This is a genomic window from Nitrospiria bacterium (genome assembly GCA_036397255.1).
Lineage (GTDB): Bacteria > Nitrospirota > Nitrospiria > DASWJH01 > DASWJH01 > DASWJH01.
This window is the reverse complement of the sequence record DASWJH010000015.1, coordinates 1-17,696: the sequence shown is the minus strand read 5'-3', so window position 1 is coordinate 17,696 and position 17,696 is coordinate 1. Positions and strand designations below refer to the sequence as shown.

The following is a 17,696-nucleotide window of genomic DNA, read 5'->3' as shown; positions in this document are numbered from 1 at the left end:
CAAGAACCAGAAATTTTTTCGCTATTTTCATTGTAAGAATTAATCCAAAGCCTATTTAGCTCCTCTGAAAGCAAAATTTTTATATGGTTTTTCAAATAGTTATATAAATCTTTGTCGGCCATAAAATGTGAAAGCTTTAGGAAAAGCATGAGTCATAAAAAGCTAAGTCGCTATGGGAGAAGAAATAAAACTGAAATAAAAAATTTAATTTAGGAGGATAAGGAAAGGGGTTCTACCTATTCCCGCTCAAGCATTATGGCAATGGCTTCTCCACCTCCGATACAAAGGCAAGCCACTCCTCTTTTTTGGTTTAGGGAAACAAGCGAATGAACCAATGTGGTAAGAATTCTTGCCCCGCTTGCCCCGATGGGATGCCCCAATGCGATGGCTCCCCCTCGGACATTTACTTTTTCAGGGGGCAAATTTAATTCCCGATTGGCGACCAATGAGACAACCGAAAAGGCCTCGTTAATTTCAAAAAGATCTACATCCGATATGGTGTGTTTTGTTTTTTGCAAGAGTTTACGAATGGCCATGACAGGGGCTGTGGTAAACCACTTGGGCTCATGGGCATGAGAGGCATACCCCACAATCCGTGCCAAGGGGGAGACATTTATCTCTTTCGCTTTCTGTTCTGACATGATCGTTAGAGCCGAAGCCCCGTCACTGATGGGTGAAGCGTTGGCCGCGGTAATGATTCCATTTTTTTTAAAAATGGGTTTAAGGTTAACCATTTTACTGGAATTAAACTTCGAGGGGCCTTCATCTTCGATGACATCAGAGGAAAGTTTTCTACGTTCAACCCAAACCGGAACCAATTCCTCTTTAAAGGCCCCCGTCCCCTGAGCCTCCAAGGCCTTTTTAAAACTGGAAATGGCATACTGATCCGCTTCTTCCCTGGATATTTTATATTGACGGGCACAAAGCTCCGCTGCGGACCCCATATGAAAATTATGGTAGACATCCCACAGGCCATCCCGAATCATACTGTCTACAATCTGACCATCTCCCATTCGAAAACCCCACCGGGCCTTTTCTAATAAATAAGGGGCGTTATTCATACTTTCCATTCCCCCCGCCACAATGATATCTGCATCTCCCGCCCGGATCGCCTGGGAAGCCATTATTACCGCTTTCAACCCTGAACCGCAGACCTTGTTTATGGTAACGGCACCCACTGAATGAGGGAGCCCCGCCCCAATGGCCGCCTGGCGGGCGGGGGCTTGGCCAAGGCCGGCAGAAAGGACGTTTCCCATAATCACTTCGTCCACTTCTTCCGCCCGAACGTGAGCCCGTTGAAGTGCCTCCGCTATCACCTTGCTTCCAAGGACCGTTGCAGAAACCGAACTTAGGACCCCGTTAAAACTACCGATAGGGGTCCGGACTGCACTGACGATTAGCGTTTCCTGCATGTTTCCCCTCCATTGGTATAAAACATCTTGAAAAAGTATAACAGAAACCAATAATTCCACCACTTGGGACCGTGGTTAGGGTTTCCTTTGGCCCCCCTGGAATTGGGACCCCCTCTTAACCGGAAACCGCTCAAAGAATACTGGCTCCCCCTTATCACAGCCCTAAACCATTTGAAATGCATCTTATTGATTTAATTTATAAAATTTTAAAAACCCCTAAAACTGAACAATAAAAGTTAGAAAAAAATGAGAACAAAAGCCCTTTCCTAACAATTTTTTTAATAAGGAAATAAGAAACCACTTTTATTTTTTAAATTCACCGTTTGTCTTGATTTTAAAAACGAAATGCATACGGAAAACAAATGTTCTCCTATGCCAGCATCGTTTATCAGTCCAAAACCTTGACATGGGGTACCCTGAAAGCTACCCTTGAGTAAAGGACTTATGAAACCATTGATTTTGGGGATGTTTTTGGAAAAAAAAAGGAAGTGTAAGGAGGTTTTGCTTTTTGGGTCTCTTATTTTTATCCTTCAAGGGATTCTAGGGTTGCCCTATGCATTTGGGGTGGAGGAAGGAGCTGAACATATATTTGAGAAATACAGAGACCGGGTGGTTCAAATTCGTATCCTGGAGGCTTCTTCCGGAGCAAAATCCACCGTGGGTTCCGGTTTTGTGGTCAGCCCAGAGGGACATATTCTCACCAATTACCATGTGATCTCCCAATTGATTCATCGGCCGGAACAATTTCGAGGAGAAATTATCCATTATAATAATGAGTCCAGCCCCTTAACGGTTCTTAATTTTGATGCCATTCATGATTTAGCCGTTGTTAAAACCAAACGAACCCACCTCCCTCATTTTCAATTTCATACCCAACCGGTAAGGAAAGGGACCCGGATGTATTCCCTGGGAAATCCCTGGGACCTGGGACAAACCATTATTGAAGGAACTCATAGCGGTCTTCTGGAACACACCCTTTATGAAAAGATCCATTTTACCGGTTCGATTAATTCCGGAATGAGCGGAGGCCCGTCTATTCTTTCCAATGGAAAAGTGGTGGGAATCAATGTGGCCACCGCGGGAAACCAGTTAAGTTTCCTTGTTCCCGTTAAATACGCTCAAACTCTTTTAAAAGAAACGGCTTCAAGGAAACCAGCGGGACCAGAAACTTTGATCCTGAAATTGCGCGATCAGCTCTTGAGTCATCAAGATTTGTACTTGGTGGAGGTTTTATCTCACGGCTGGGAAACCGTCACCCTGGGGCCCTACCAGGTTCCCGGGAAAATCGCTCCTTTTATCAAATGTTGGGGAGATTCTTTCCGAAGGGACAATCAACTATATGAAACAGTCACCCAACGGTGCTCTTTTGAAGATGGAATATACCTTTCGGGGTCCCAGTTTTCCGGGACAATGATTTTTACCAATACCTTTATTTCAACGGAGCATTTAAACCGTTTTCGTTTCTACGGATTATATCAAGAATTTTTCCAGGTGGAAAAGAATCAAATCTCAACCAATGAAGAGGAAGTCGGCCCTTTCCGGTGCCATTCCAATTTTGTCGCACAGAAGGGACCGAATTTAAAGGTGGTATTCTGTGCCAGGGGATATAAGAAACTGCCAAACCTGTATGATTCTTTTATCATGGCTGCCACCTTGGATGGGAACAACAAGGGACTGCAGACTTCGGTCTCATTAACAGGGGTCAGTTTTGAAAATGCCAAAAGGTTTGCAAGTAAATTTTTGGAGAACATAACGTGGAACCGGTAATCGTCGTTGAGATTCTCGAAAAATCGGGAAAAGTTCGCGAACGTTTTCGACGGGACCGTTTCCCCATTCATATCGGCCGCAGTTATCAAAATGAAATTATACTGGATGACGAGTACGTCTCCCCCACCCATCTCTCCATTGAATTAAGTGAAAGCGGGCAGCTTTATATAGCGGATCTAAATAGCACCAACGGAGTCTACCAGATGCCTGCCTCTAAACCCATTATGCGAAAGGTCATCGGAGATGAAATCATCATTCGGGTCGGTCATACCCTTCTGCGAATCCGGACACCTGCTTTTGATGTTCCATCCGCTAAAGAACTTGAATATGGATTCGCGGCTTTAACCCAATCGTTTAACCGCTCATCTACATTTTTTGGCATATTGATATTAACCGGTTTATGGATTATGGTTGAAACATTCTGGAACTCTTTTTCCAAACCCCAGCTTGGAGATTTGGTTCTTTTACCTCTGTGGTTTATTGCCGGAATTAGTATTTGGGCAGGAATTTGGGCCTTATTGAGTAAAATTTTTATGCACCATCACTATTTCAAAGCCCATGTGTTTATTGTCTGTGTGGGTCTGTTGGCTTTCTCCGTATTTGATACCGCCCACGAATATTATTCCTTTGGTTTTTCGGCAGGCTTCTCCACTGATATTCTGTTTTGGATTGGGGTTAGTCTTGTTTTAGGGTTTATCCTGTGGGGACATCTGCGCCTCTGCACCCATAAATCATCTAAGAAAATCGCTTTGGGGACCGGAATGGTGGTCTTTACCATGGTCGGCCTCTTCGGTTTTTCCTGGAATATTGTTAGCAACCAATTAATAGGATCTTTAAATTTCCACGGCGAATTAAAACCCCCTCCTTTTCAACTGGTGAAAAGCGCTAACCTGGATCAATTCTTTCAAGAGGTCCAAACCATGAAGACTAGGGTGGATCAACCGATTAAAAAAGGATGGGACCAAGTTCCTTAACAATTTTTTTATTCAATCCTCGCCCAAAAACGCCTATTTAATCCCCATATCTTTTCCCCCTTAAATTCTCCATAAGAAATATAACCTTTGCTCAATTGACTGAAAATTAGAATGGGATAGAATTAAACACATAAAGAACACAGGTCTGGAGGTCTTAAATGACGGTAACGCTTCTCGCGTTTATTTTTTGGATCCTCTTCGGAACAGCCATTTTTACCTCTTTCATTTGGTTAGTCATCGTGGCCTTCCGGGAAAGCGTTCTATGGGGTTTTTTGGTTTTATTCCTCTCCCCCTTTACCACCGTTATTTTCGCAATAAAAAACTGGTCTGAAGCCAAAAAGCCTTTTTTGATCCATATCATTTCAATTTCCGGATTTGTCTCCCTGCTTTTTTATTTACTGATCGGTTTAGGGGGACTTCAAATGCTTGAAGGGATCTATGAGGTAACCAGAAAAGGGATATCCCAAGAAGAAAAGGGAAAAAAAATTGATCAATTATTGGATCAGATCCAGAACACGCGGTCTCTCAACCCTGAAGAAAAAGAAAAATTCTTAAAGATCAGGCAAACATTGGAAGAAATAATAAAGAGTCTAACGAAGACAAAGGAAAAGAAACTGAGAAAAACGCCCACTGAAATTGTGGAAATCCCACCCGGTCAACCCAAGCAGGAAAACAAAAATAAGAACCAACCCTTGGCCCAAATTAAAACTTTTTTTTCGGAGGAATATGCAACCCTTGAGGAGGTTCCCTTAACCAAAGCTTACAAAAAGATCGGAGAGACATTCCGGGTAAAAGGAAAAGACGGTCTCATTATGGATGGACAGTTAACACAAATTAAAAAAAGAATCCTGGTTTTTAAAAAAGCTTCAGACCAGGGCAGCCTGGAATTTGAAATGGGGTTTGACGAAATTTCCTCCCTTCAGGTGTATCAATAGTTTTTTCCTGCCGTGTTAAATCCTGAAAAAAAAACTTCAATCTCTTTTCACACAAAAAGGGTCTTCACAACCCTCCAGGTCCTGAAAGGGATCGGACTCAGGTGGAATCCGGAAATGCTCCTGTGTTTCGTATAATGGACGGACCACTTGAGTGGGATCAAACTCAAAATCGATCGAAACGGTTCTCCCTTCAAGGATGGTAAACTCTTTTTCTATGGGCTTGAGATGGGGATGCCAAGCGGTGACTTTGTATTTCCCTGGCAATAAGTCATCAATCAAATACCCTCCTCCTTTTTGGGTTTTGGCAAAATAGGGATTATCCACGATCCATCCCCAGCTTTGCATAAATTCATGCATTGGACAGATCATCTGGACAATTTTTTTACCCTTTCCCAAATGGATGGTTCCCCCGAATTTTCCCCCAGAAACCGGAACAGGGAAACTCAACACCCGGTGACCGGTTTCCGGCTGATAAATCTGACCTCCATGTAGAACAGGGTCTTTGTTCACGACAGACACGCGCCGGTGGTTCCTCATGATGCTGACCAGCGGATGAACGTGGGTCAATCTTCCGGCATGCAATTCAAATTGCTTGTCTTCGGGAACATCGGCAGGATGAAACATGCAGTTAATGGCTACAAATTGATTTTTTTTAGACCGAAATCGCTTTCCTTTTGTCACACCCTGAACCGCCACCACGGCATCCTGCAAACCTCCATCAAGATCGACATTGAACTCTTTGAGCAGAATCAACCCTTCTCCATTGGATATTTTCTTGCAATAAGACCCAAACGGATAAAGAACTATCGGAAAGGCCCGGTGTTCCGGTACGGGACCTTTTAATATCACCCTCCCATGGATTTTTCCCCCGTTACCAACTTTCGTTCCTGTGTAGCCATAACTATCCGAAATACCAAAGATAACAGCTACCAGACATCCTATAAAAACCTTACCAGAATGTGCCATCATTTCCCTTGATTGTTTTATCAACAAATTTAAAAATAGGTTAATCATCAGTTGGAAGACATATTACCTTATAAAAAAAGCAGGAATACATTTTTAATAATTCTATTATTAAATACGCTCCACTATAATTATAAAGAATTTTAATTAAATCATCAAATGCGAAAAAATGGACTGGATCGACAATAAAACCCTTCTGACGCCCACGGGTGGCTTTCTGAAAAATGGATTTACCCACACGGTTAATATTTACAGTGGGTGTTCCTTTGCAAATGCACTTTGCGGTACGTTTTGTTATGCCCAGCACATCACATGGAACACTAAGGGCAGACCGTGGGGGCTTTATGGAGCAAAAGAAAATATTAAAGAAACCTATATAAAAGATTATGATCGAATCAAACACCCCTTACGAGGAAAGGCAAAACCTTTAAGAATTTACATGAGCAGTATCACCGATCCCTATGTCCCCCAGGAAAAATCCCTCGGGCTAACGGCTGAATTATTGGAAAAAATGATTTCACGACCACCCGATGTTCTGGTCATTCAAACCCATTCCACTTTAATCGGCCGGGATTTACATCTCATAAAAAAATTATCAGGGCTATGTCAGGTCTGGGTTTCCATGACCGTCGAAACTGATCTGGACCCCGTTCCGGGGTTTCCTCCCCATACTTTTCCTCCCCTTCAGCGTTTGGGAACTCTAAAAGCGTTCAAGGATAAAGGAATACAGACCCAAACGACTGTCAGTCCCCTACTGCCACTAAAAAATCCCATCGGTTTTGCACAAGGGATTGGCGAGGCATCCCACAGGGTGATCTTAGACCATTTTCTCATCGGCGATGGTTCAAACGGAAAAAGAACCCTGAGGACGGATTTTGTGAAAAGACTCAATACCGGGGGATATTCGGAATGGGCCAAGCTAGAAAAATTATGGGAGGTCCGAAATATTTTTCAAACCGTTTTGGGAGACAAACGGGTTCTGGTTAGTCAAGAAGGGTTTAATTCCGTATAAGGCCTATGGGTCTTTCATCATAGAATTTTCTGTTTCCGAAGATCTTGAATAACCACCTTAAGATATAAAAGAACCGCCATGCCAATGAGGAGACCTCCCACACCCGTTGAAAGAATGATGGTAATGGGAGTCACCTTAAAGAGTGAGAATGAAACCAATAACAGACCGATGATATTAAAGATTCCCGCAAACATCAATGCCTTATTGAATTTTTTTACGTTTTCAGAGGCCACTTTTCTTCCTCTCTTTGGGATGTGTTGCGATATGACAATCTGATCCTAAACAGGACTTCTTGCTGAGATCAAGATCCTTTAGGTAATCCTGATGCTCTTCCAGTTCTTGATAATTACGTACCGGCCCGTGGCAATAAAGACAGATCTGGTTATCGTAAGTCCCATAAATTTTTAGGGGCAACTCATAACCCACCACATAATAGGCCCAAACATGCCTAAACCCGGCAATTTTTCCTCTGAACCCTCCGAAAAGATTATAATCCGTATGACAGTGATAGCACTGATTATTTGCAATCCACCGGAATTGATAATGCTGGGCGGCCAAATATTCACTATCAGGGTTTTTGAGATTCTCAACACGGCTTTCCATCACATGGCAGGAATTACAGAACGAAACCGTTTTAGAATCTTCGAACACCATGGCAAAGCTCAACAGATAGGCCAGAGGGGATAAAATGACAAATCCAAACAATAAAAGCCAACGGGCGGTGATATCTTCCAGAAAGGACTTCGGTCTGAAGAAAATCGTATAAACCACAAGAAGAATGGTGAACACACACAAGCCAATACCAATAGCTTTGACCAAATTTTCCTCAAGCATACGTTTTCCCTCTCAATCTTTCTTTAGAATCTACTCTTTCAAACAGGTTTCGGGTTTTTTCTCTTGTTGCGGATATTTCAAACCGGAAATGTATCCTACCAAAACCTCCAGTTCCTTTTCCGTTCCTTTAAAACGCTTTCGATCTTTTTTCTTAGCTTTTCTCTTGCAATCGGAAGAATCCTTAAATTGGTCCTTGGGTTTTTGAATAAAGTCTCGGATCCACTTTCCTTCTCTCTCCTTTCCCACATGGGAAAGATCCCCACCTATCTTTGAATCTTTTTTATCTTCATCTTCCCCGTCGCCGTCATCCTCATCTTCGCCTTTTAGCTCAACCCCCTTGGATTTGGCGAATGCCTCTTTTTCCTTTTCGATTAATTCGCCTTCCGCTTTGACCGTATGACAGGTATAACATCTTTTCTCCACAAAAATTTTACGCCCCTCCTCGGCACTTTTTTTCTCTTGGGCCAAGGCCATACTTCCTACAAAAACTAGGGCAATGAATAGGAAAAAAACCTTAAAAACTTGTTCCATAAAATCCCCTCTCTCCATTGGGCTTCCTTCAAAGGGTCATGGCACTCCCGGCAAAGTTGGTCCTGACCCATGGGAAACCTAAGATAAACTTCCTTTTTTTTACCCGGGGCCACTTCTTTTTTGGCCCTTTTTTCAACATCCGGAAAATGAATGATTCTTGTAAAATCCCTGCTCCTTGGGTTCACCTCCGAATCATAAACAATCCTTCCATGAATGGAACCTTGGGGGTGGGGATCATGGCAGGTAAAGCAGGTCATTTTTCTGTTTTCATCCCCTGGAAGCGGACCCGAATCTTTCTTCTCATGTTCCTTCACCCCAGAATGTTCCACTTCCGAATGACAGCCTAGACAATTCTCTGAGGGAAGATCAACCAGAAAATAATCTGGACTGGTTTCCCCTTCCTTCGGAAGCCGGGTGTGGCAATCCAGGCAAACAAACTGATCGTCAAGCATCTCCACATGGGGATTTTCCTCATCCCCCTCCTGGGCACTTATGACTCCGGGAGATAGGATCAAAAAAAGAATGACCATTAGCCACCAATTACCTTTCATATCCCCCCTCGATATGGCAGCTCGCGCAAAACCCAATCAGCTCGTGGCAGTTACCACAAGATTTTGGATTGACCCGAGCCTCCATTCCGTGAACAAACCTGAAATTCCGGTCATGAACCCTTTGCGTCGGAAGATCTCTTCGCTGATGGCAATCCTCACAAAACTTGGGAAGATGGCAGCTTCCACAATCTCCCCCATCTGCTTTGGCGTAGACCCCATGCTTGGAACCCCAGTCGAATTGATGATTGGCAGGCTGAACCTCCAGAAGATCGAAATGACAGAGGCCGCACCTGCCCGGCGCCACGTTGATTCCCTTGGGGTTAAAATGGCAAAAATGGCAGGTCTCTTTTCCGGGAAAGAAAACCTCTTTGGAAAAATCATACATTTTTTCTTCTTCTTTTTCCTCCTCAATCAATGCCCCCATGGGATGGCACACCGAGCAGGCAAACCCTTCTTTTTCCAACACGGTTTCATGTACCTCATGGGAGAAAACTTCCTGGATGCTCGCCGGCCTCTGGGCCTTCCATCCCCACTCCACTTCTGACATACGGCATCCCTGAAGTAGAAAAATACCAACCAGGATAACCCCAAGAAAGATCTCATTTTTGATTTCAGAAGTAAAAATCATAGCTGGCTACCAGATTGACACGGGTATCGGTTTGAAAATCAGGATTATCATTCAATTCAACCTCGGCTTTCAATAAAAGATTTCGGATCAATAAATATTGAAGTCCAAACGCATGGCTGAAAGCATCCCCTATCTTGTTGGTCAACGTCTCCACATGAACAAATGCAAACGAGTAATGTAAATTGAGTCCTCTGAGTATTTCCTCAGAAACGCTGAAATTCACCCCCACCGCCTCGTCCTTTCCACGGCCTTTTAAATAATAAAGCCCTTGAAAGGCTTTGAGGCCGACCCGACGCCAAAAATCCCAGGAAAAACCCAATCTGGTCAGATGGCCGTAGGCCCTCACCCCGTTGGATACCTCATATCTGGAAAATGCATAGCTGGCAGAGGTTTTTAGAAATTTCGCCGGGATGTAGGTCACACCGGTCTTCGCCTGGTGAAGACGGCTGACTGAAAAAAGATCAAAAATGCGGTCCTGCAAATAATCTCCCCGATCTCCGTCAGGCCGGGAAACATCATATTCCACATTGAGGTGAAGGGATTTGTAGGGAGTCATTCCCACCCCCGTGGTCAAAAGTGCAAGATCTCCCTCCCCTACATCGATTTCCCCCCGTGTATAAAAGTCCGCAGACTCGGTAAACGGAACCAGTCTGTTCAATGATAAATGAAGAAAATCCCTTGAGCCAAAATCCTGGGGATTGATCCTTTCATATCCCAACGAAATAATCGAATCGAGAAATTCACTGGATTTTAATTTGACCCCATATATGGATGAGCTGATTAAGGGAGCTTCAGGGTCTGGGTGGGTATCTCGATCCTGGTACCCTGCATAAGCCAAGATTTCTATGTCTTGCGTGGGGCGAAATTTAACCAAACCTCCATCCACCAGGTAATAATTGGTCCCCTCTGTTAGAATCTGCCTGCCTAACCGGACATCGACTGTTCCCCCACCATTTCTATATTCCAGGAAAGCGTAATACGCATCAAAGGAGCGTTCTTCTCCGCTAAAAACCTGCCTTCCTCTTGAATAACTGTTAAAGGAAAGACCCTCTTTCGGACTAACCGCATTGAGCTCCAGGTATTGGTAAAAGGGATGGACCTTTTCCCGGTTTCCATTGGAACGGATGAGAGGGCTATTGGCCTGGAAGGCAAGAGTGAAGTTTCCAACGACGGAAGGACCCTGAGGCATTAGCATCTCTTCTTCGCCGTTGGCTTCCCCCGTTTTGGAAAAGAGTAAGATAAAGGCAATCAAACCGATTTTTAAAAATCTTTTTCCCAATTATTCGGTAACCCCGTTGTCCCCATGGCATACCGAGCACCCCCCTACGCCTGCCCTCAGGGCAAGTTCCCTGATATCCTCAAGGGGAAGTGTTCCTTCACCTGTTCGATTAACACGATGGATTTCTTCTGCCGGATGACAAATCAAACAGTCCGAACGTCCCCAACCCTCAGGGTGTTCCGCCTGTGTCACAATAATACCACCGGGACCTTCAAAAAGATTCCCTAAGTTCTGCCCCTCATCATCCCCCGATTCTGCGCAGCTCAACAAGAACAGGAGGAGCAGAGGAACCAGAAAAGAAAATTTTCCCATTCTCTTATCCCTGTGGACGTTCCATACGCCTTTCCGGCGGAAGGGGAGGAAAATGAACAGATGGATTCTCCGCCCCCAAGGCTTTTCCTTCTCCGTGACAAATGACACAATCACTTTCAGGCTGGGCCCCCGCCAAGTGATTGGTCCCCACTTCGGGGTCCACATGATCATGGCAGGCGGTGCAGACCGTCACCACAGGGGGGCTTGTAAATGTATTGGTGATATTTTTTGTGGTTCCCGTCCGGATGAATTCTCGTGTGAGGGTCGACAAAACCCCCGTCCCCAAAATTCCTTCCCCGGACTTTAGGGAATAGGTTCCGCTTAAATGGCAGGATTCACAATCCCGTGTATTTCCCGGAAAGAGGACCTCGCTGAAATCGATGGGCTGGGAGGAAAAACTGTAGAGAACATAGGAATTTGTGAGATTTTCCCCTTGGTGAATCTTATGGATCATCACTCTGAAATCAACGGATTTGGTGACCGTCGCCACACCCTCCGTAGAAGGCTGCCTCCCCAATGTATCGTGGGAGACGTTATGACAGAGCGCACAATACTCCGTGGTATTTCGGGTTCCGCCATGAACGGAAAAATCCTTTGAGAAAATACCATGGCAGGAGACACATTTGGTGGAGGTATCCACAACCTTCCGGCGCGGCACTGCCACTGAATCCGTTACTGGAAAATAAGTGACTACATTTTCCCCGGCATCCCGGACTTCATTAAAAACCTCTCCGGGATCTTCTGTGCCATTGCCATTGGGGTCCCTGGTTCCTGAACAATTCAACCCCCCTTTCCTTGAATTGATTCCCTGGACCGTCACACACCGATATCCTTCCACGCCGATGGCATAGCTACCGGAGCCATCCGTTGGAATTTGACCCACAAACGTATAGGTGAAATTCCCCAAGCCATCTGCAATTGCAGAAGATCGGGGATCCTCCTGTTTATAATCTTCCTCAGGGGGAGTTTTGGATGCGTCGTTATTATAGTCCTGGATTGTATAGTCTGTCGTGGGACCGGCCAAAGTTAACCTGAGAACCCTCATTTCAGAAGGGAGGACGGAGCCTCCTGTCCCGGTTTTAATGTTAAACGTGACTTTCGGATGCTCTCCCGGGGCCACCGTGCTCAATCCGGTCTCTGCGCTTTCTACGCCGACAATATTGAAAATCAATCCCGGAACCTGGATGGACTTGACTGGAATCGTATGGGAACCAACCACCGACAGATCAAATTCCTTACCGGTGGAAGAAAGGTGGCAGGCAGAACAGTTATTATCATCCAACTGAATGCCTCCCCCATGGTTGGCCCCACTTAAGAAATTCACGTCATCATGGCAAGAACCGCAGGATGCCCTGGAAGGCTTATTCTTATAATGGTCACTTTGTGTCCCTCCGGTATGGCACTGGGTACAATTTCTAATATCCTGCGGAAACTCCACCGTTGAAAAATCAAATACAGTGGAACCAAATCCGATAATCTGGTAGGGGGTTCCCCCCTGAACACTGGGAAGCTCCGCCCCCCTATGTATCTTGTGAATCATCACATTGAAATCCATGGTTTGACCGGTATCCGGATCGCTGGTCTGAGGCGTATGACAAAGGATACAAACCTTAACATCCCTTCTGAAATCCCCATGGGCTCCCAAGGGATTATGGCAATTGTTACAAGCCTCTGACCGGACGATATCCCGAACAATTCGGACATCGCCTCCCGATGGGATGAAATCAAAGGTAGTATTGGAGATGTATGTTTTCCCTTGAAAAGGCCGATCCGCATAAATTCCCACGGTATGGGTAATATCGGGGTTAAAGGTCAAAGGAAGAGCAATATCAAAGGTATAAGTATAAATACCGTTTCCCAGTGCAGTGTAGGTTCCCTCATTGGATTCAGAGTTGGCTTGAAGAGCAGAATTCCCCGTGATAGAGCTTGTTGAATTGCGTGTGATATAGCTGGTATATTGCCGTTCCCCGTCTTCGATTCGTGCAATGAGAAAACGGGTTCGCACAGCCCCTGATGTAGAAATCCCATCACGATCCAGGGCATTTCCTGCTTCATCCGTTAGCTCAAAGGACACCACCGGTTTCCGATCGCTGCTGGGTATCACGACCCTTGTAATTTTCACGTTGAGTTTATTTTCATTAAAGGGTTTATCAACCTCCACAATGATGGTTTCATCTTCCCCGCATCCACCAACCACTAAAAAATTGGCTGCAAAAAAAAGAAAAATAAAACTTCTCCACATGATCCCACCTATCTTATTTTTATCAGGAAAAATCGTTTTTTGGGTCTTTGCTTGGCTAAAAAAATTGGTTTGAGTCAAAATCACTCTCCTTTTCTCTCTCCTCGCTTTTCAAAAAAAATGGAGGAAAAAAACTCCTCTTTTCCTCCAAAGACCATTAATCCTTAGGCGGCTTTCATTTCACCGTGGCCCACTTCTTGAGAAATGGTATGACCCAGGCCGGACAACTCCTCGCCCATTAACTCAATGAGGTCATCCATTGTAATCATCCCAACAATTTTACCTTCACCGGAAACAACCGGAAAGCGCCGCACAGCATATTTCTTCATCCTCTTAATCAGGTCCCAAATGCCAATCCCTTCCGGAACCACATAAGGATTTTTGGTCATCACCTCCTGGATTTTTGTGTTGAATCCTTCTTTGCTATCCGTCATTAACCGCATCACGATATCCCGGTCTGTCAAAATACCAATGGGCCTTTCATCTTTGGTGATCACCACAGATCCAATTTTATTATCCCGCATCAAGATTGAAGCATGCAACACACTCTCTTCCGGAGATGCAGTAATTACAGGTCCCTTGCAAAAATCTGACAGTGCCATGGCGCACCTCCTTTTTTACTTGCCTCCCCTTCCCCTCTTTCTGAGAGGGTTAATAGGTTTCCTTCAAAAAACCACAACCTCTTACCCCTAAAAAAATGCAAGAAAAATGCCATTAACCTTTAGGTAAATTCATCAAGAAGAAAGACTTGCGGAAGGGAAGAAATGAGTATGGTTGCAGGTAGAACCTGGGTTGAGAGCCAGGGGGGGGTTCTGAAATAAAAAATTATCTTTAAAAACAATGGGAATGAAAAAACACCGCTGTTTTAAGAACGTAAATTCGATTTAACCTTCTTTTTTCTTGATTAAATGAGAAACAGTGTTGAAAATTCAACCCAGCCAAACCTCGACAATCCGCCACAGGGGAGGGGTTTCCTCAGTAGCAAATTGCCTCAGTGGGGTTCCTTTTGCCTTTATATTGAATATTCTTATATCCCCTTAACTCTGCTTTTTATTTGAAGGGTTTCTTGAAAATATCTCATGAATCCCCTTTTCAAGGAATCCTTCATGTTCTCTCCTCCATCGTGAGGTAGGATCGTTTTGGGGCCCCATCATACACTTGCCGTGGTCTTCCGATACGGTGCTCAGGTTCTGCGATCATCTCCATCCACTGGGCAACCCAGCCCGCTGTTCGAGCAATTGCAAACATCACCGTAAACATAGGAATTGGAATTCCGAGCGCCTTATAAATGATCCCTGAATAGAAATCCACATTGGGGTAAAGCTTCCTATCAATAAAGTAGTCATCCTTCAAAGCAATCTCTTCAAGGTTGAGAGCAAGATCGAATAGAGGATCGTTTCCGCCTAAATTTTCCAACACTTGATGGCACATTTTACGGATAATTCGGGCCCGCGGATCATATGCCTTGTAAACACGATGACCAAACCCCATCAAACGGAAAGGATCATGCTTATCCTTTGCTTTTGAAATAAACTTAGAAATATTTTTATTCTCACCGATCTCTATGAGCATCCTTAGGACCGCTTCGCTAGCCCCCCCGTGAGCCGGCCCCCACAGAGCTGCGATCCCAGAAGCAATACAAGCAAAAGGATTCGCCCCTGAACTGCCCGCAAGGCGTACCGTCGAGGTGCTCGCATTTTGTTCATGATCCGCGTGAAGCAAAAAGACCAGGTCTATGGCCTTCTCTGCTATGGGGTTAACGGCATAATCTTCACAGGGAACTGAAAACAGCATATGCAGGAGATTCCCAGTATAGCTAAGGTTGTTTTTTGGATAAACAAGGGGCTCACCAATAGAATGTTTGTAGCTTGCCGCGGCAATGGTGGACATCTTTGCAATCAAACGATGCGCTGCAATCTCCCTGTGTCTAGGGTTGGTAATATCGGTGGAGTCGTGGTAGAAGGCAGATAGCGAACCCACCACACCGACCATGATGGCCATCGGATGTGCATCATGATTAAAACCTTGGAAAAAAGATTTCAGCCCTTCATGGATCATGGTGTGATGAAGAATACTATGCTCAAATTGTTCCAGCTGGGCGTGGGTGGGCAACTCACCGTTTAACAGGAGAAAGGCAACTTCAAGAAATCTGCTCTTCTCTGCAAGCTGTTCAATGGGATAGCCACGGTAAAGCAGAATCCCTTTTTCCCCATCAATAAAGGTGATGGCACTTCGACAGCTAGCCGTGGCCACAAAGCCCGGATCGTAGGTGAAATAATCCAGTTCTCGAAATAACGATTTGATTTCCACGGCTGGAGGCCCATGGGTCCCCCGAATAACCGGAAGGTCAATTTTTTTCCCTCTTGCGTGATCCGTAATGGTAATTTTGTCATTATTCATTTTTACCTCCGGGATTTAAATTGAATAACCCAGGAATTGGACAAGCAAAAAAAAAGTTTCTCTCTAAAATGCTTCCCAAGATTTCCAATAATCGAAATTATACCTATAATAAGAAAATAATTGGAAGAGCAAAAAAAGTGTGTTGAACCCTTTTACTTGAAATTTGGGGTTCAAAGGAAATATGATTTAGGAGCACTTTCGTTGGAATGAAAGTTAATATGGAAAATCAGGGAATTGGAGAAAAAAGTTGCCCGATAAAATAAGGTGCATTCTCATGCCCACCGATTTTTCGGAATGCTCCCATGAAGCATTAGACTATGCGGTTTTTATTGCAAAAACCTTTCGGGCAGAGGTCCATTTGCTCCATGTAATCCATTTTCCGGCCCATGGCATCAACCCAAAACTTTTCAACCCGATCAAGGAAATTCAAAAGGAAGAAACGGATAAATTAAACGGTCTAAAAGAACAGATTCGCCACCAATGTCAAAATGTTTACCTGTTGTGCAGGGAGGGCTCCCCGCCAATGGAAATTCTCAAAGCCGCCGATCAAATCCCGGCCGATCTCATCGTCATGGGAACTCACGGGCGGACCGGCCTCGCCCACACCTTAATGGGAAGCGTCGCTGAACGTGTGGTCCAAAAGGCTTCCTGTCCGGTGCTTACGGTCAGGTGGAAAGGACCTCCAAAGTCCACCCTTGAAGGGTCTCTAATTCCCATCTCTCCCCCTTTGCCTCAGTTTTCGGTTTAAATTTTGTCCCCGATTGAAAAAGCCATTTCTTCATTAATCTGATTTCAATTTTTCCTGACCCCCCCTATTTAGAAAAAAATTTATTCTTTTTATAAATCTTTTATAACAAGAGGGTGCTATCTTTAAATTGACAGGGAAATATTTTATGGCTATTCTAGATCTGTTTTTAGAGAAATGTTTGACCCATACGATTCCCCGAGCAAAGAGGGAAAACGTTTCAACCAATAGCTGTACCTAAACAGTGAGGGAAAATGAATTTAAGAATATGGGTTTGTGTTTTGTTGGGTCTGCTTTTTGTTCCGTTACCCTCTTTTGCGGCAGATGGAATTTTACTCATTAATGCCGCCAGAAAAGGAGAAGTCCAGGAAATGCAGTCCTTACTGGATAAAGGAGTCGATGTAAATAGTAAGCTTGAGGACGGGACAACAGCCTTAATTGCAGCATCTACCAATGGTCAGGTGAAAGCGGTAAAGATGCTTCTTGCCAATGGCGTGGATGTCAACATGAGCCACCCGGATGGTTCCACTGCCTTGCTCATGGCCGCCCAACTTGGCCATATGGGAATTTTAGAGGCTCTAATCGATAAGGGAGCCGATGTAAACGCTCAATATCTTTCCGGCGCAAGAGCCCTGCATCTGGCCTCTCTTCGAGGGTATACACATATCGTTAAAACATTACTGGATAACGGGGCAGATGTTAACGCTAAAGGAGTGGAAGGGGATACGGCCCTTCATGTGGCCTCCCAAAATAACAGGAAAGAAATTGTAGAACTGCTTCTTAAAAATGGCGCCGAAACAGGCCTAAAAAATGATAAGGGAAAAACTCCTTTGGATGTTGCAAAGGAGAAAGATTTTAAAGAGATTATCCAACTACTCAAAAAAAGTGAAACCCCTGGGTAAAAGATAGAAACCTTTAAACCTTTTTTAAGCTTCCCAATTTAAAGACCTGCTTCTTATTAAAGTATATTTATTTTTGGGTCTTCGTGTAATCGAGTGGGTAAAAATTGTTAAAAAGTGTTTAAGGTCCATACAGGGCAAGGGTCAAGTCAAAGTCATTCTGTGGTTGAAGCCTTTGAAGTATTAGAGGTTCCTGCAAAATCCAGTTCGTCATT

18 protein-coding genes are annotated in these 17,696 nt (G+C 44.3%); 6 read left to right on the top strand and 12 right to left on the bottom strand.

All coding sequences use genetic code 11. From position 1 onward, the window contains the following. Positions 1 to 236: 236 nt before the first annotated feature. Positions 237 to 1,412 (bottom strand): thiolase family protein, encoded by a 1,176-nt coding sequence (locus VGB26_02135; GenBank protein HEX9756584.1) that lies wholly within the window; start codon positions 1,410 to 1,412, stop codon positions 237 to 239. Between the two features lie 444 nt (positions 1,413 to 1,856). On the opposite strand from VGB26_02135, the gene VGB26_02130 reads away from it, so the two are divergent. The 3 genes from VGB26_02130 to VGB26_02120 all read left to right on the top strand — a co-directional run bounded on the left by VGB26_02130 (position 1,857) and on the right by VGB26_02120 (position 5,088). Then, positions 1,857 to 3,179, top strand: coding sequence for a serine protease (locus tag VGB26_02130; protein HEX9756583.1), 1,323 nt, complete (start codon positions 1,857 to 1,859; stop codon positions 3,177 to 3,179). Continuing rightward, positions 3,167 to 4,153 (top strand): FHA domain-containing protein, encoded by a 987-nt coding sequence (locus VGB26_02125; protein HEX9756582.1) that lies wholly within the window; start codon positions 3,167 to 3,169, stop codon positions 4,151 to 4,153. Before VGB26_02130 ends, VGB26_02125 begins: the two co-directional genes overlap by 13 nt. A gap of 158 nt (positions 4,154 to 4,311) precedes the next feature. Next, complete coding sequence (locus tag VGB26_02120) at positions 4,312 to 5,088, top strand: hypothetical protein (GenBank protein ID HEX9756581.1); 777 nt, start codon at positions 4,312 to 4,314, stop codon at positions 5,086 to 5,088. A gap of 36 nt (positions 5,089 to 5,124) precedes the next feature. Here the strand turns inward: VGB26_02120 and VGB26_02115 are convergent, their stop codons facing one another. Then, on the bottom strand, positions 5,125 to 6,057 hold the full coding sequence (locus VGB26_02115; protein ID HEX9756580.1) for a carboxypeptidase-like regulatory domain-containing protein: 933 nt from the start codon (positions 6,055 to 6,057) through the stop codon (positions 5,125 to 5,127). 163 nt (positions 6,058 to 6,220) lie between these two features. Here VGB26_02115 and VGB26_02110 point away from each other — a divergent pair, with 163 nt between their 5' ends. Continuing rightward, the gene (locus VGB26_02110) at positions 6,221 to 7,063 is read left to right on the top strand and encodes a radical SAM protein (GenBank protein HEX9756579.1); all 843 of its coding nucleotides are present in this window, start codon (positions 6,221 to 6,223) and stop codon (positions 7,061 to 7,063) included. A 17-nt stretch (positions 7,064 to 7,080) separates the two neighbouring features. On the opposite strand, the gene VGB26_02105 is transcribed toward VGB26_02110, so the two are convergent. The 10 genes from VGB26_02105 to VGB26_02060 form a co-directional block, all read right to left on the bottom strand. Continuing rightward, the gene (locus VGB26_02105) at positions 7,081 to 7,296 is read right to left on the bottom strand and encodes a hypothetical protein (GenBank protein HEX9756578.1); all 216 of its coding nucleotides are present in this window, start codon (positions 7,294 to 7,296) and stop codon (positions 7,081 to 7,083) included. Beyond that, positions 7,286 to 7,897 carry a NapC/NirT family cytochrome c gene (locus VGB26_02100; GenBank protein ID HEX9756577.1) on the bottom strand — a complete coding sequence of 204 codons (612 nt, stop codon included), beginning with the start codon at positions 7,895 to 7,897 and terminating at the stop codon, positions 7,286 to 7,288. Before VGB26_02100 ends, VGB26_02105 begins: the two co-directional genes overlap by 11 nt. Positions 7,898 to 7,927: 30 nt before the next feature. Next, entirely contained in the window at positions 7,928 to 8,428 is a 501-nt protein-coding gene (locus VGB26_02095; protein HEX9756576.1) for a c-type cytochrome, read from the bottom strand. Next, complete coding sequence (locus VGB26_02090) at positions 8,386 to 8,979, bottom strand: hypothetical protein (protein HEX9756575.1); 594 nt, start codon at positions 8,977 to 8,979, stop codon at positions 8,386 to 8,388. Before VGB26_02090 ends, VGB26_02095 begins: the two co-directional genes overlap by 43 nt. Further along, positions 8,969 to 9,526, bottom strand: a complete 558-nt coding sequence (locus tag VGB26_02085; GenBank protein HEX9756574.1) for a hypothetical protein — start codon at positions 9,524 to 9,526, stop codon at positions 8,969 to 8,971. The genes VGB26_02090 and VGB26_02085 overlap by 11 nt, the downstream gene beginning before the upstream one ends. A 64-nt stretch (positions 9,527 to 9,590) precedes the next feature. After that, positions 9,591 to 10,886 carry a hypothetical protein gene (locus tag VGB26_02080; GenBank protein HEX9756573.1) on the bottom strand — a complete coding sequence of 432 codons (1,296 nt, stop codon included), beginning with the start codon at positions 10,884 to 10,886 and terminating at the stop codon, positions 9,591 to 9,593. Further along, positions 10,887 to 11,198 (bottom strand): hypothetical protein, encoded by a 312-nt coding sequence (locus VGB26_02075; protein ID HEX9756572.1) that lies wholly within the window; start codon positions 11,196 to 11,198, stop codon positions 10,887 to 10,889. Positions 11,199 to 11,202: 4 nt separating this feature from the next. After that, positions 11,203 to 13,440, bottom strand: a complete 2,238-nt coding sequence (locus VGB26_02070) for an OmcA/MtrC family decaheme c-type cytochrome (GenBank protein ID HEX9756571.1) — start codon at positions 13,438 to 13,440, stop codon at positions 11,203 to 11,205. A 161-nt stretch (positions 13,441 to 13,601) separates the two neighbouring features. Further along, the gene (locus tag VGB26_02065; protein HEX9756570.1) at positions 13,602 to 14,039 is read right to left on the bottom strand and encodes a CBS domain-containing protein; all 438 of its coding nucleotides are present in this window, start codon (positions 14,037 to 14,039) and stop codon (positions 13,602 to 13,604) included. Positions 14,040 to 14,541: 502 nt separating this feature from the next. Further along, positions 14,542 to 15,837 carry a citrate synthase gene (locus tag VGB26_02060; GenBank protein ID HEX9756569.1) on the bottom strand — a complete coding sequence of 432 codons (1,296 nt, stop codon included), beginning with the start codon at positions 15,835 to 15,837 and terminating at the stop codon, positions 14,542 to 14,544. 274 nt (positions 15,838 to 16,111) lie between these two features. Here VGB26_02060 and VGB26_02055 point away from each other — a divergent pair, with 274 nt between their 5' ends. Both VGB26_02055 and VGB26_02050 read left to right on the top strand, forming a co-directional pair. Further along, positions 16,112 to 16,585, top strand: a complete 474-nt coding sequence (locus VGB26_02055; protein ID HEX9756568.1) for a universal stress protein — start codon at positions 16,112 to 16,114, stop codon at positions 16,583 to 16,585. Positions 16,586 to 16,836: 251 nt separating this feature from the next. Then, on the top strand, positions 16,837 to 17,484 hold the full coding sequence (locus tag VGB26_02050) for an ankyrin repeat domain-containing protein (GenBank protein HEX9756567.1): 648 nt from the start codon (positions 16,837 to 16,839) through the stop codon (positions 17,482 to 17,484). Positions 17,485 to 17,696: the final 212 nt, after the last annotated feature.